Consider the following 13,219-nt stretch of genomic DNA (forward strand, 5'->3'; position numbering starts at 1 on the left):
TTATATCCAGCCTCTAAAGCGCGAAGCCTCCGCCATTTTACGCACGCCTACCATATAAGCGGCAAGTCTCATGTCGATTCTTCGGTTGTTGGCCATTTCATAAATATTGTTGAATGATTTTACCATCATTTTTTCTAATTTCTCTTCTACTTCTTCCTCGCCCCAGTAGAAGCCCTGATTATTCTGAACCCATTCAAAATAAGAAACGGTTACGCCTCCCGCGCTTGCCAGTACATCCGGAACAAGCAGAATGTCACGGTCTGAAAGAATTTTTGTTCCCTCAAGCGTAGTTGGGCCGTTTGCTGCTTCAACAACGATTTTCGCCTGAATGTTATGGGCATTTTCTTCTGTAATTTGATTTTCAATCGCGGCAGGAACTAAAATATCACAATCCAGTTCCAGCAGCTCTTGGTTCGTAATGGTATCGTTGAAAAGCTTTGTCACTGTGCCAAAACTGTCACGGCGGTCGAGTAAATAATCAATATCCAGGCCTTCAGGGTCATACAGTCCGCCGTATGCATCGGATATGCCGACAACCTTTGCCCCTGCATCATGCATAAATTTTGCCAAATAGCTTCCGGCGTTTCCAAAGCCTTGAACGACAACTCGCGCACCTTTAATATCGATGCCTTTTTTCTTCGCCGCTTCTTTTATGCAGATGGTTACACCTTTTGCTGTCGCTGATTCTCTCCCGTGAGATCCGCCAAGCACAAGCGGTTTGCCTGTAATGAACCCAGGCGAATTAAATTCATCAATTCTTGAATACTCATCCATCATCCAAGCCATGATTTGTGAGTTTGTAAATACATCCGGTGCCGGCACGTCTTTCGTCGGACCGACAATTTGGCTGATAGCTCTGACATAACCCCTGCTTAGACGCTCCAGCTCTCTAAACGACATATCCCTTGGATCACAAACAATTCCGCCTTTACCACCGCCATATGGAAGATCAATGATACCGCATTTTAAACTCATCCAAATAGAAAGCGCCTTCACCTCTTTTTCTGTTACGTTCGGGTGAAAACGTATCCCGCCTTTCGTCGGACCGACAGAGTCATTGTGCTGGGCACGATAACCCGTAAAAATCTTGACTGAACCGTCGTCCATACGAACAGGTATTTTTACCGTTAATAACCTCATCGGCTCCTTTAACAGTTCGTACACTTCTTCGGGATATCCCAATTTTTCCAGAGCCTTATGTATTACGGTTTGGGTTGATTTTAATACATCAAGTTTGTCCTCTTCTGTATGACCGGTGTTTCGATCGGCTGCCATTTGAGTTAACCTCCTAGAATCTTCTGTTTCTCACATGCTCCCTTTCAGAGAATAGTATACACCTTCATATGATCTATGCATAGGATAAACGTTATGTTTTTCCATGTTTTTTAACAAAAAAAACCGCTGTAAAAAACAGCAGTTTTTCTTCCATTCTTATGAAAAATGAGTTTGGATTGTCTCTACAGCATTTCCGTCCATAATGAGCTTACCATACTCTTGTAAGCGATAAATCGTTAATGTTGTCGGATTGCCGTATTCAGCCAGGACCGCCACAACACCCTCGGCAGTCTGTGATCCCAAGTCTTCAAGGCTGAGAAAGTACTGTCCTTCATAGTGGTAGACAGTTCCTCCTGTGATACCGATCCGCTGTAAGCTTTCAGAAAGCTGAATGATATCTTCAAAGGAATGGAATTGATATATGATGTCCGCGCTTTCGTCAAGCTTGACTTGCATTTCGATGTAATCATCATCATACTCATCTTCTTCTGAATCCGCTTCTTGGTTCTTTGTTACGATCACAACCATCCCTTGTGCTTGGAGAGAATACACTTCCACTGCAATCGGTCCATTCGCTTCAAAGCCGAGCTCTGTATTTGCTTCATTCATCATATCTTTAAATAACTGGTGGACTTTAAATGAGTCCTTCCAGAGGTCTTCTTTTGTTAATCCACGATCAGTTAAATCATCGAGGGTCAAGAAGATTTTGATCTTATTATAATTCAGACGCTCAAGCCGCATAACGTTCCCTCCTGCCTCTACTTGCACACAAATCATATAACACATTATATGAGATGATGAGTCATAGGTTCTTAATTGTTATCAGTTTACACTGAGTTCACTAGTAAGACAAGCACAATGCAGTTTTTTATTGACACACTCTTTAGGGAAGTCATTCAGGTGCTGCAAGTGTCACGATGTGTGCCTCAGGCTCCGCCCCTAAACGAAGGGGCACTTTTGTTGTGCCGTACCCATTGCTGATGAGGTACGCAGCATTTTTCACAAAACCGGTTGTCCCAAGCTCATAAGGGCCAAATTTCCCAAATCGAATCTGCCCGCCATGGGTATGCCCGCTGAATATCACATCAATACCGTCAGTGTCATTAATTTGTTGATGGATCTCAGGGTTATGGCAAACCAGAACGTTCACCTGGTTCCCGTCAATTTCTTTAATCGCTTCTTCATAATCATCCATCTCCATCCTGATGTCATCCACTCCGGCTATGGTGATGGTATGTGCGTTATACGTAAAAGGAACCGATTCATTTCGCAGCGTAATAATACGGTGCGTTTTAAAAATAGCATACAGTTCCCGCTGACTGATTTCATAATCATTGTTTCCCCAGACAAACATGACAGGAACTCCCAAACCCGCAAGCCTTCTGACGTTTTCCTCAATTCTCGAGCAGGACACCCCGCCCTCAGCTAAATCACCGCCGATTATAACCAGATCCGGCTGATGGCCCTGCGCTTCCTCTAAAAGACCGTGATCAACAATACGTTTATGAATGTCAGATATAAAAAAGATCGTAAGAGGCGGCTTCCCCTTCATTTTTGATAACGTAAATGTATGGATTTTTAAGTGATTGCCTTTTGCCACTGAATACATTTTTGCCGTCATTGCCGCTGCTGCAATAGCCAATGCACCGGCAATTTTCATTGATCGCTTCATTAAAAACTCTCCATTCTTTTAGAACTTATCAATAAGACGGACAATAAAAAAAAGACGTTTCTATCGTTTGAGAAAACGCCCCATTTTATTTACTTTCAAAATATAGATTAATATCGTATTGGTGCTTCATCAGTTGAAAAACAGATTCTCTCGCCTTCCATTTATCAGGCTGCGGCCAAAGATCAGTGCTTTTCTGAATAATTTCACATCTCAGTTTATGGAAATCACCCTCGGCTTTTTCTTCTTTTTTCTTAAAATAATATGAAGTGCAGTATGCAAAAGCAGTTGCCATCATCCAAAATAAATAAAAGGTATGGCTGAGCATTTCTTGAAGAATGAGCTGAGGCGCCGGACTTTTGATCATCATTAAAAGACATAATAAGCCCAGGCAAATGAGTGAGGTCCACCGCCACCTGCGGCATTGCGCAGCATAGTTTTCGTATTTTTGTTTTCGTTTTACCAACGCCTGTAGCATCTGTTTGGTCGGCGCGTCCGTAAATCGGTCCAGCTGGTTCCATAAGGATTCCATACGCTTCACACCTTGTCCCTTTTCATTGCTACAATATATGAACCTGCGATCAAAAAGATGCCCGCTAATAAGTCAAAGGGATGTCCAAAATTTGCCCGGTATAAACGTCATTTCCGTTCAAATGGTTATAGGCACGGATCTTTTCTTCTCCTGATCTGCTTTTATAATATTTCATGGAAATGCGGTACAGCGTTTCTTTCTTTTGAACGGTGTGCTGAACGATACGTTTTGCCTCCGTATCTTGAACTGGTTCAGACTGCTGCTGTACCTGTTCCTGCTCTTTTTGGACTGTTTTTTCCGGGGAAGGGGAAGCAGCCGCGCTTTTTGCTTCCTGTTTGTTTGCTGTGTCCTCTTTTTCCGCTACAGCAGGCTGCTTCTTATCAGTTGTTGCTTCTGTTTGTTTCTCTGTCTTTTTGCCTTCAGATTTTTTTTTTGACTCTTCGCGCAGAACTGTCTCTGCCGTTTCTTTTTTGGCCTCTGGTTTTTGGACCACCTCGTATTTACTCTGGCTGCTGTTTATAAAAACATCTTCATAATCATCGGGATTTCCCGGATGGCTTTTCATTAGATAAAATAAGGTGACAAAGACGATAACCGGCACAAATACAAACAGTACTGCGAGAGTGGTAAATAACGGCGTTCTTGTTTTGCCTTGCTTTTTTTTCTTCTCTCTTTGATTTTTTACAGATTGTCTTGTCGGAAGGCTTTCTTCATCATCTTCGAAAAGGTCGTCCGCCAATGCGGTTTTATGGTCTTCATAAAGATTCTGGGCTTTTCTTCTTTCTACTCTAGACATGTTCGTCATGTGTATCCCTCCTAACATGTTCAAAACGAATCTGACAGGCAAACACGGCATCAATAATAAAATGCGCCGTTACCGGAACAAATAGATTGCCGGTCCATTCATAAATCAGTCCAAGCAAAAAGCTGATTGCCGTCACCATGATAAATAGCAGCCATTTTGTCAAATACCGAAAATGAAGAACAGCAAATACAAGACTGGCCGCCCATAAACCAATATGGGTCTGCAGCACTCCCCTGAATAACATTTCTTCAGCAAAAGAAATCAGAAGCGTTAAAAATATAATATGAGGGATTGGCCTTTTACTGAATAACTTTTTATTGATTCCGCCGTCATCATATAAATGAGGCGGACACCATTTCATGATTGCCATGTCGGCTAAAATGACAATAACCGCCAAAGAAACACCATAGTAAATGATTCTTGTATCCCTAATATGCCAGAGCTTGAAAAAATCACTTACATCCTGAAAAAAGAACAAAACGGCAGCAGCGGACACCATGATGATCAGAAGCTGTGTCATGTATAGCTGCTTCAGTATATCACGGTCAGACAGATGCTGGATCAAATCCTTTTGCTGTTTCAGTTCGGCTCACCTACAGTCTGCAGACTGAATATACGGTGCAATTCCGATCTCCAGCCGTCTAATGGGTCTATTTTGACGCGCTCCTCTTTTTGTTCATACAGCGAAAGATCAAAACCGCAATGTGAACAGCATGGCATGCTTCCCTTATCGGGCTCGTAGGTTTCATCAAAATAGGCTAACAGCGATTGTCTTAAACAGCCATCGCGATGAAGCAAAGCTGATACGTGACGCATTTTATCAAGTTTCAGCTCCATGCGATACGTGATTTCCTGCTTGATCAGTTCAATTGATGTTTTCCCCTGCATAAAGAGATGGATGATCATTCGCGACTGCGTCTCTGTGATACCACATTGCATTAATAATTCGCGCAGTTTTCTTTCGTCCCGTTCTTCCGTTTCTTCCAGCACGCGAATAACATTGGCGATTTCTCCATCCGCAAGGCTCTCCATTTGGATAATCTGCTCTTGCAATTCGAAATCTCCAGGCGCTCTGAGCAAAATGCTGACACTCGGTTTTCCGTCACGCCCTGCTCTGCCGATTTCCTGCATAAAAGCTTCAGCCGTCTGCGGGAGATAAAAATGGATGACATATTTGATATCAGATTTATCAACACCCATGCCGAACGCATTTGTACAGCAAATGACATCAAGCTGGTTATTGATAAATTGCTGCTGAATTAACATTCTGTCACCTGAATCCATGCCGCCATGGTAATAATCAACCCTGCTGCTTGTTTTATTTTTAATTTCCTCCGCTAATTCCTCTGCCCATTTCCTTGTCGGACAATAGACAATTCCCGGTCCTTGCAGGTTTTCAACCAGCTGAACGACCCTATCTATTTTTTCGGCAGTATCCGCGGTATTTTCAACTTTGAGTGCAATATTCGGCCGGTTAACCGAGTTAAGATGCTGTTCGGCATGCTGCAGATCAAGCAAATTCATGACATCATGCAGCGTATCCTTCGTCGCCGTAGCCGTCAGAGCAAGCACCGGCGGATGCCCAAGTTGTTTTCTCAGCTGTCCAAGCTTTGAATAATCAGGCCTAAAATCATGTCCCCACTCCGATATACAATGCGCTTCATCAATAACAAAAAGACTGATCGGAACGCTCTTTAATTTTTCCAGGACATATGACGACTGCAAAGCTTCGGGCGACAGATACAAAAATTTGTAGCGGTGGATATGCTCCAAAACGAAATGTCTTTCCTGCCTGCCGAGCATGCTATTCAATGCGGCAGCTCGTTTTTCTCCCCGCGCTTTCAGCTGCTGCACCTGGTCCTCCATTAAAGAAAGCAAAGGAGAAACGATTAATATCATACCGTCAAGCATATAACCGGGCAACTGGTAGCAAAGAGACTTTCCTCCCCCTGTCGGAAGCATTGCAATGGTATCCTTTCCGCTGAGTACGCTTCTGATGATGTCCTCCTGCCCTTTTTTGAAGGAATGAAAACCAAAAAACTGATATAACGCTTGCTGTAATTTAGTCATACTGTTTCACCTGCTTTGCCAATGCCAGCCTGATTTGAAAGTAGCTGAACCGCTGCTCTAGGCCTTCTCGAATTTGTTTGATCTTGTTTGTCCGCATGCGTTTGGCGAACTCAGCAATTTGGAGCTGATCTTCAGCCGAAATATATCCATCAATCACAAAAGCCGGCTCATGAAGAGAAATTTCGACGATATGGTCTTCAATTGTGGCGGTTTTCAGCTTTCTGATTTCAGCAATTCGCTGAATCGGAATCCCTTGTCTGACCATCTGCCATGTTTTTCTCGTAGACTCAGTCAGTGCGTTCTCCAAATGCACATCAGAAAGAAGATCCTTTAATATAGAATCTTCACATTGCGACAAGGAATGAATAAAATAATGTACCGCAGCCCAAAACAAGACATAAACGTACCACTCGTCTTCTTTCAGATTGTCAGCAAGCTGCCTGCTCGTATAACCGATCCTATTATATGAAGTTAATGAGTAGACAAAGATAAGAGCTGCTTTCTCGTCAAGCTTTTGCAAATAACTCTCCAGCATATCCTGCAAGCCTCTTGCCAGTTTTTCATGATCCTTTTGCTTGTGCATGTATCGCTTGACCCAGTGAAGCGTCTTATAATCTTTTGTGACGGGAATATACTGTCTACTGCTGTGCTGCTTATTTGACAATACCTGTACGAGAAGGGAAAGTCTTTTCCAGAGCACGCTTGCGGCCTGCTGAAAATAAGCGCCGTGGCAATGGGCTGGCCAAGGCCGTTCACTCAGCGCCTGCCTCAACATGCTTTCGCCTCTTATAGTCACTCTGTATGTATCTGTTTCTGGCATCGGTTCCAGAAATGACTGCTGTTCAAGCTTGCGGAGTGAGGCTGAAATGTCGCTTCTTGAACATTGCGGAGCCATTCCAAAATATCTTGCAGTCTGAAATAAGCCGGCATCTTGAATGGTTTGTGACGATCTTTTTCCTTTGAATAAGTGAAAAACGGCACTTCCTGACCGTTCCCCGTTTATTTTAGAAAGGCAATCGAGAACCATGATATCAAAGTAATTTAATGACAACCTATCCACCCACATTCTTCCTGACAAAAATCGCTGGTTTGTTCTTTTTATTTTAACAGATTTTAAACAGAAATCGACGTTTAAAGTCATCATTAGGGGGGATGTTATGTAGATAACCCCTTATGTGATAAGCATTCTCAATCATTTTTCTGTTGAAATGTGGCATCAACATCATTACAATAAGTAAGAGGAATAGGTGTTAAATTGATTAAATATAAAGATTGATCCATTTGTTCCACCAAGAACAATCTGGGAGGTTTTATTCATGGCAAAGTACACAATCGTAGACAAAGATACATGCATTGCATGCGGCGCTTGCGGAGCGGCTGCACCAGACATTTACGATTACGATGATGAAGGCATCGCGTTCGTAACGCTTGACGAAAACAAAGGCGTTGTCGAAGTTCCTGAAGTACTGGAAGAAGATATGATTGACGCATTTGAAGGATGCCCTACTGATTCCATCAAAGTGGCGGATGAGCCGTTTGAGGGCGACCCGCTTAAATTTGAATAGAAGTAATCGAAAAAGCTCCCCTGCGGGAGCTTTTTTTATTTAATGAATATGCGCGCTTCTTTGCTGTTCAATCCACGGTTTAAGCTTGATAAAGATAAGTGTGAACACAATCGTAATGACAATGCCTTTTATGACGTTAAATGGCAGGATACCAGCGACTACCGCTGTTTTCAGCGCACTGTCGGATAATGCCGGGGAGTGTAAAAACCATGTGTAGGCCGGAAGAATCAGAACATAATTCAGAATGCTCATCAGCACCGTCATAGCTGCAGTTCCAAGCAGAAGACTTACTGCCAGGCCTTTTGCTGAGTTCAGCTTTTTAAATAAGAAAGCAGTCGGCAAAATAAAGAGTGTTCCGGCAATGAAATTTGCAATTTGTCCTACAGGCACTCCAGCCATGCTCCCCTGAATGATATATTGAAGAACGTTTTTTATCGCTTCAACGGCAATACCCGCTAAAGGTCCGTATATAAGAATCGCAATAATGGCAGGGACATCACTGAAATCAATTTTTAAATAATCAGGAAGCCCCGGAAACGGAAAATTTAACAGCATCAAAACAAATGCGATGCTGCTCAGCATGCTGATCACGACTAATTTTTTTACTTTCAATTTGCTCTCTCCTTTTCGATCACATCTTACTCGAAAAGCGGAAAGGTTCTTTTTCCAGCCAATAAAAAAACCGCTCTATGATATAAAAGCGGGGTTTCAAAAATTTGGCTTGGTAAAGAAACGTTTGAAAACCTTTCTTTCAAAACGCTGCTGAACCTCCATCTTCTCCCATCCAGACTATACTGTCGGCTTCGGAATCACACCGAATCCTGCTGTCAAAAACAGCTCGCGGGCTTAGAGCCATTGCTCATCACCGCCGGTAGGGAATTTCACCCTGCCCCGAAGATTGATCATATGAATTTGGTTCCATTATAAACGATAAACGGCTGGTTGTATAGATAATTGCTTCAAATTAAATATAACGCCAAAAGTCTTTAAAACTGGTCAATTCCTCGCTTTCCTTTTATCCTTTACTGCGTCAATACACATTGACACTCTATTGAGAATATGTTAAATTATCAGATATTTAGTTTGTCAATTTAGGAGGAAATCTTACGATGTTTCGAGTATTGGTCTCAGACAAAATGAGCAACGACGGCTTACAACCACTTATTGAATCAGACTTTATTGAAATCGTACAAAAAAACGTAGCAGATGCAGAGGATGAATTACATACCTTTGATGCTCTATTGGTGCGAAGCGCGACAAAAGTAACAGAAGACCTTTTTCAAAAAATGACTTCTTTAAAAATCGTCGGAAGAGCCGGTGTCGGTGTGGATAATATCGACATTGACGAAGCGACGAAACACGGGGTAATTGTTATTAATGCGCCAAACGGAAACACAATTTCCACAGCTGAGCACACATTCGCGATGATCTCATCTTTAATGAGACACATCCCTCAGGCCAATATCTCTGTAAAATCCAGAGAATGGAACCGCACAGCATATGTCGGTTCGGAACTTTACGGCAAAACACTTGGAATTGTAGGATTAGGCAGAATCGGAAGCGAAATTGCACAGCGCGCGAGAGCCTTCGGTATGACCGTGCACGTTTTTGATCCTTTCTTAACAGAAGAAAGAGCGAAAAAAATCGGTGTAAACAGCCGTACGTTCGAAGAAGTCTTGGAAAGCGCAGATATCATCACTGTGCATACACCCTTAACAAAAGAAACAAAAGGCTTATTAAACAAAGAAACAATTGCAAAAACGAAAAAAGGTGTTCGCTTAATTAACTGTGCACGAGGCGGCATTATCGATGAGGCAGCTCTTCTTGAAGCTTTAGAAAGCGGCCATGTTGCCGGTGCGGCTCTTGACGTTTTTGAAGTTGAACCGCCAGTTGATAATAAACTCGTTGACCACCCGTTAGTGATTGCCACTCCTCACCTAGGGGCATCGACAAAAGAAGCGCAGCTGAATGTTGCAGCGCAAGTGTCAGAAGAAGTTCTGCAGTTCGCAAAAGGTCTTCCTGTTATGTCAGCCATTAACCTGCCTGCCATGACAAAAGATGAATTCGCTAAGATTAAGCCGTACCACCAAATCGCAGGAAAAATCGGCAGCCTCGTATCACAATGCATGAAAGAGCCGGTACAGGATGTCGCGATTCAATATGAAGGCACAATTGCTAAACTTGAAACATCGTTTATTACAAAAAGCCTTCTGTCAGGCTTCTTAAAACCACGCGTTGACTCAACAGTTAACGAAGTAAATGCGGGCGGTGTCGCAAAAGAACGCGGCATTAGCTTTAGTGAAAAGATTTCCACTTCTGAATCTGGATACGATAATTGCATTAGCGTAAAAGTGGCAGGAGACCGCAGCACCTTTACCGTTACAGCTACCTATATCCCTCATTTCGGAGAACGCATTGTCGAAATCAACGGGTTTAATATCGACTTTTATCCAACAGGCCACCTGGTTTACATCCAGCATCAGGATACGACGGGGGTCATCGGCCGAGTGGGACGTATTCTCGGAGATAACGATATTAACATTGCAACCATGCAGGTTGGCCGTAAAGAAAAAGGCGGAGAAGCCATCATGATGCTTTCTTTTGACAGACATTTAGAAGATAAAATTGTGAAAGAACTAACAGATGTTCCTGATATCGTGTCTGTGAAACTTATTGATCTTCCATAATGAAAAAAACTCAAGCTCTGCAGCTTGAGTTTTTTTCTGCTTTTTAACGGTTTCCTGTTTATGTATGTTTGTGCAGTACTTCTAACACGTTTCTCAGTTCGGATACAGGTATTTGCCCAGGTGCTGAAGCCTCTTCTCCTGCGCCGAATGTACAAGCTGATCCAAATATCTCACCGCTCAGCCTGCTGACTAATCCCGTTCCCGCCATTGACATTGTGATCATTGGACGGTCCGCATATTTTGTCTTCATCGTATACGTCGCATCAAGCAAGGTTAAAAGATCTCCTGCATCCTTTGGCATTACAGCTATTTTCGGAATATGCGCTCCTAACTCCTGCATTTTACGAAGCCGAGAAATGATCTCGTCCTTTTCAGGTGTTTTCTGAAAGTCATGATTAGACATAATCACGTAGACACCATTTTCTCCTGCTAAAGATACTAACGCTTCAACGTTTGCCTCTCCTGAAAATAATTCAATATCGATAAAGTCTATATCTTTTGTGCGGATAGCCGTTTCCAGCAAAGCAATGTAGGAACTTACATCCATTTCTTTGCTCCCGCCTTCTTTATGCGATCTGAATGTAAATAGAAACAGCTTGTCTCTTAAAGACTCTCGCAGCTTTGAGATCATCTTTATGACTGCTTCATTGTCGTCTGCTTTTTCAAATACATCGACTCGCCACTCGACAATATCCGGATCCAGTAATTTCACAGCTTCTGCTTCTTTTAAAATTTGCTTTTCTGTTTTCCCCATCAGCGGAACGATGATTTTCGGCATCCCTTCACCGATGGAAACTCCTTTGATTGTTAACACGTTCACTCGTCTCAAATCCTTTCAATCTTTACCTTGTTTTATTATACACGGACAACTTTTTTTTGAAAATTTCTATTATATGAAAAGCAACGAAAAAAGAGCCTGAAAAAAGGCTCTTTTAATTCAAGGAAACCGGATTTGGAGCAGCTGGAACCGGAATAGCTTCTGATACATCGTATCTGCCGATTTTATTTGTTCCCGTTTCCGCAAAGGTCACTTCTGTAAAGCCAAACTCCTTTGCTGTTAAAAGAAGTCCCTCCAGCATTAAGATGCCGGCAATAGAATCCTTAACCCCCGAGTGTTTTGAGAAATGGATATATAAGTGATTCTGTTTCTCCGTTACAGATTTGACGGCACCCGCTTGAATAAGAGGTGCAGTATTTGTTTGATTGCTCGATTCCATTTCCTTAATAGCTTCTTTTACAGTATTAAATGTTCTTTCTGTTGGAACGAGAAAGTCTTGTCCTTGTTCATTTTGGTACAAGGAGTAGGCTCTGTTCGACTGTTTAGGAATAGGAATTTCAGTAAAAGTACCATTTGAGCCAATACTGGCGCCGTCCTTTTTCTGCTCCGATGAAAAAATTTTGATTTTTTCATAAGGACTCCATTTTAAAGATTCTTTCAGCAATTTTTTTAGTATTGCGTCGTCTTTTACAGAAAAAGCCTCAATGGGCTGATCGACTTGTATATTTAATTCCTTATGGTTTTGGTTTTGGTTTTCCTTTACTTCCACTTCATCCATGAAGGAGGGAATCGTGATGGCGTGATCAAGGATATCCAATTGATCACTTTCAAACAGCACCTCCTGTATGGTTTGGTTTGATTTCGTTTTTTTAATGCTGACGGGTATAATTGTGGATGTTTCGGCATCGGCAATTGCTACAGTCGTATAGTTGTTCTGCTCCTTTTCAGGAACAACTAACGATGACTGATCCAGGGATAATGCAGCTTTTTTACTGTCTGCTGTCTCAGTTTTCGTTATAGCGTTTTCTTGGGACGCTTCTTTTTGTTGAGGCTGTGCCTGATCAAAGAAATGAGGAGAAATAATGAAGGCGATATAAACCGCAACTGCAGTGGCACATGCGGGGCCAATCCACCTAACAGCGGACTTTTTTTTGCTTTTTGCCATCGAAAGCCGCTTATATATGTCTTGCGGAGAACGATGGTCTTTAACTGCCGGCAGTTGACTTAACAACTCCTTTATCTGTTCTTCGTTCCAATCTGACTTCATCATCCATTAGCTCCTCCCTCAAAAGCTCCATATGTTTCCGAAGTACTTTGAGCCCTCTGTGTTGGGTCGTTTTCACTTTGCTTTCCGAGAAGCGCAGAGCATTGGCTGTTTCCTGTATTGAATATCCCTGAATAAACCGTAAGATAATCACAGCTCTTTGATCGATCGTACATTGATCGAGCGCAGCATAAATTTCCCGGACATTTTCATGTTGAACCGCGAGTTCGTCCGGAAGCAATTGCTGATCTCTGACATCCTGTGTGTCCCAATCAAATGTCCCGAGTACACGCTGTCTGATCGTCTGCTGCTTACGGAACCAGTCTATCGCCACATGGCGTGCAATTGACAAAAGCCATGTTTTTTCACTGCTTCTTCCTTCAAACGTATGATATGAATTTAATACACGAATATAAACCTCCTGAAGAAGGTCTTCAGCCTGGCTTTTATCCTTTACCATATAAAATAAAAATTGATATAAATCTTGATGGTAAGTTTTATATAACGCTTGAAAGGTTTCTTCCATAGGAAACCCCTCCGTTCCTTTAGTCGTAATAATAGCTTAAAAGTTACA

Annotated in this window: 14 protein-coding genes and 1 riboswitch; of the genes, 2 read left to right on the plus strand and 12 right to left on the minus strand. The window is 42.3% G+C overall.

Translation table 11 applies throughout. The features are described 5' to 3' along the window. The 8 genes from gudB to WA325_RS03275 all read right to left on the minus strand — a co-directional run bounded on the left by gudB (window position 1) and on the right by WA325_RS03275 (window position 7,402). Entirely contained in the window at window positions 1-1,275 is a 1,275-nt protein-coding gene (gene gudB, locus WA325_RS03240) for an NAD-specific glutamate dehydrogenase (protein ID WP_044154979.1), read from the minus strand. A 156-nt stretch (window positions 1,276-1,431) separates the two neighbouring features. After that, the gene (locus tag WA325_RS03245) at window positions 1,432-2,016 is read right to left on the minus strand and encodes a genetic competence negative regulator (RefSeq protein WP_010334765.1); all 585 of its coding nucleotides are present in this window, start codon (window positions 2,014-2,016) and stop codon (window positions 1,432-1,434) included. Between the two features lie 151 nt (window positions 2,017-2,167). Continuing rightward, entirely contained in the window at window positions 2,168-2,947 is a 780-nt protein-coding gene (locus WA325_RS03250; RefSeq protein WP_193659427.1) for a metallophosphoesterase, read from the minus strand. Window positions 2,948-3,032: 85 nt separating this feature from the next. Next, complete coding sequence (locus WA325_RS03255; RefSeq protein WP_024121889.1) at window positions 3,033-3,476, minus strand: YpbF family protein; 444 nt, start codon at window positions 3,474-3,476, stop codon at window positions 3,033-3,035. 64 nt (window positions 3,477-3,540) lie between these two features. Beyond that, window positions 3,541-4,281, minus strand: coding sequence for a LysM peptidoglycan-binding domain-containing protein (locus WA325_RS03260; protein WP_105954930.1), 741 nt, complete (start codon window positions 4,279-4,281; stop codon window positions 3,541-3,543). Beyond that, window positions 4,265-4,846, minus strand: a complete 582-nt coding sequence (locus tag WA325_RS03265; protein ID WP_306460567.1) for a CPBP family intramembrane glutamic endopeptidase — start codon at window positions 4,844-4,846, stop codon at window positions 4,265-4,267. Before WA325_RS03265 ends, WA325_RS03260 begins: the two co-directional genes overlap by 17 nt. Window positions 4,847-4,860: 14 nt before the next feature. Beyond that, a complete protein-coding gene (locus WA325_RS03270) occupies window positions 4,861-6,351 on the minus strand; it encodes a RecQ family ATP-dependent DNA helicase (protein ID WP_105954929.1) in 1,491 nt (496 codons plus the stop codon). Beyond that, entirely contained in the window at window positions 6,344-7,402 is a 1,059-nt protein-coding gene (locus WA325_RS03275) for a helix-turn-helix domain-containing protein (protein ID WP_105954928.1), read from the minus strand. Before WA325_RS03275 ends, WA325_RS03270 begins: the two co-directional genes overlap by 8 nt. Window positions 7,403-7,667: 265 nt before the next feature. Here WA325_RS03275 and WA325_RS03280 point away from each other — a divergent pair, with 265 nt between their 5' ends. Beyond that, window positions 7,668-7,916, plus strand: a complete 249-nt coding sequence (locus WA325_RS03280) for a ferredoxin (protein WP_003225461.1) — start codon at window positions 7,668-7,670, stop codon at window positions 7,914-7,916. Window positions 7,917-7,955: 39 nt separating this feature from the next. Here WA325_RS03280 and fmnP read toward each other — a convergent pair whose 3' ends face one another. Next, the gene (gene fmnP / locus WA325_RS03285) at window positions 7,956-8,528 is read right to left on the minus strand and encodes a riboflavin transporter FmnP (RefSeq protein ID WP_024121894.1); all 573 of its coding nucleotides are present in this window, start codon (window positions 8,526-8,528) and stop codon (window positions 7,956-7,958) included. Between the two features lie 156 nt (window positions 8,529-8,684). Beyond that, window positions 8,685-8,819, minus strand: a riboswitch (FMN riboswitch). 206 nt (window positions 8,820-9,025) lie between these two features. Between fmnP and serA the strand changes: the two genes are divergently transcribed. After that, window positions 9,026-10,603 (plus strand): phosphoglycerate dehydrogenase, encoded by a 1,578-nt coding sequence (serA, locus tag WA325_RS03290; protein WP_105954927.1) that lies wholly within the window; start codon window positions 9,026-9,028, stop codon window positions 10,601-10,603. 58 nt (window positions 10,604-10,661) lie between these two features. On the opposite strand, the gene aroD is transcribed toward serA, so the two are convergent. From aroD to sigX, 3 genes are all read right to left on the minus strand, one after another. Beyond that, on the minus strand, window positions 10,662-11,423 hold the full coding sequence (gene aroD, locus WA325_RS03295) for a type I 3-dehydroquinate dehydratase (protein WP_105954926.1): 762 nt from the start codon (window positions 11,421-11,423) through the stop codon (window positions 10,662-10,664). A 112-nt stretch (window positions 11,424-11,535) separates the two neighbouring features. Next, entirely contained in the window at window positions 11,536-12,651 is a 1,116-nt protein-coding gene (locus WA325_RS03300) for a sigma-X negative effector (protein WP_336183197.1), read from the minus strand. After that, on the minus strand, window positions 12,587-13,171 hold the full coding sequence (gene sigX, locus WA325_RS03305; protein WP_024121898.1) for an RNA polymerase sigma factor SigX: 585 nt from the start codon (window positions 13,169-13,171) through the stop codon (window positions 12,587-12,589). The genes WA325_RS03300 and sigX overlap by 65 nt, the downstream gene beginning before the upstream one ends. Window positions 13,172-13,219 lie beyond the last annotated feature (48 nt).

Origin of the sequence: Bacillus sp. 205(2023) (genome assembly GCF_037027485.1) — a bacterium.
Classification (GTDB): Bacteria; Bacillota; Bacilli; order Bacillales; family Bacillaceae; genus Bacillus; species Bacillus halotolerans.

What these genes read in the sequence shown, in the direction of transcription:
- WA325_RS03260 (WP_105954930.1), bottom strand. Translation starts at nt 4,281, where the DNA reads ATGACGAACATGTCTAGAGTAGAAAGAAGAAAAGCCCAGAATCTTTAT.
- WA325_RS03245 (WP_010334765.1), bottom strand. Translation starts at nt 2,016, where the DNA reads ATGCGGCTTGAGCGTCTGAATTATAATAAGATCAAAATCTTCTTGACC.
- sigX (WP_024121898.1), bottom strand. Translation starts at nt 13,171, where the DNA reads ATGGAAGAAACCTTTCAAGCGTTATATAAAACTTACCATCAAGATTTA.
- WA325_RS03250 (WP_193659427.1), bottom strand. Translation starts at nt 2,947, where the DNA reads ATGAAGCGATCAATGAAAATTGCCGGTGCATTGGCTATTGCAGCAGCG.
- WA325_RS03255 (WP_024121889.1), bottom strand. Translation starts at nt 3,476, where the DNA reads ATGGAATCCTTATGGAACCAGCTGGACCGATTTACGGACGCGCCGACC.
- gudB (WP_044154979.1), bottom strand. Translation starts at nt 1,275, where the DNA reads ATGGCAGCCGATCGAAACACCGGTCATACAGAAGAGGACAAACTTGAT.
- WA325_RS03270 (WP_105954929.1), bottom strand. Translation starts at nt 6,351, where the DNA reads ATGACTAAATTACAGCAAGCGTTATATCAGTTTTTTGGTTTTCATTCC.
- WA325_RS03280 (WP_003225461.1), top strand. Translation starts at nt 7,668, where the DNA reads ATGGCAAAGTACACAATCGTAGACAAAGATACATGCATTGCATGCGGC.
- WA325_RS03300 (WP_336183197.1), bottom strand. Translation starts at nt 12,651, where the DNA reads ATGATGAAGTCAGATTGGAACGAAGAACAGATAAAGGAGTTGTTAAGT.
- serA (WP_105954927.1), top strand. Translation starts at nt 9,026, where the DNA reads ATGTTTCGAGTATTGGTCTCAGACAAAATGAGCAACGACGGCTTACAA.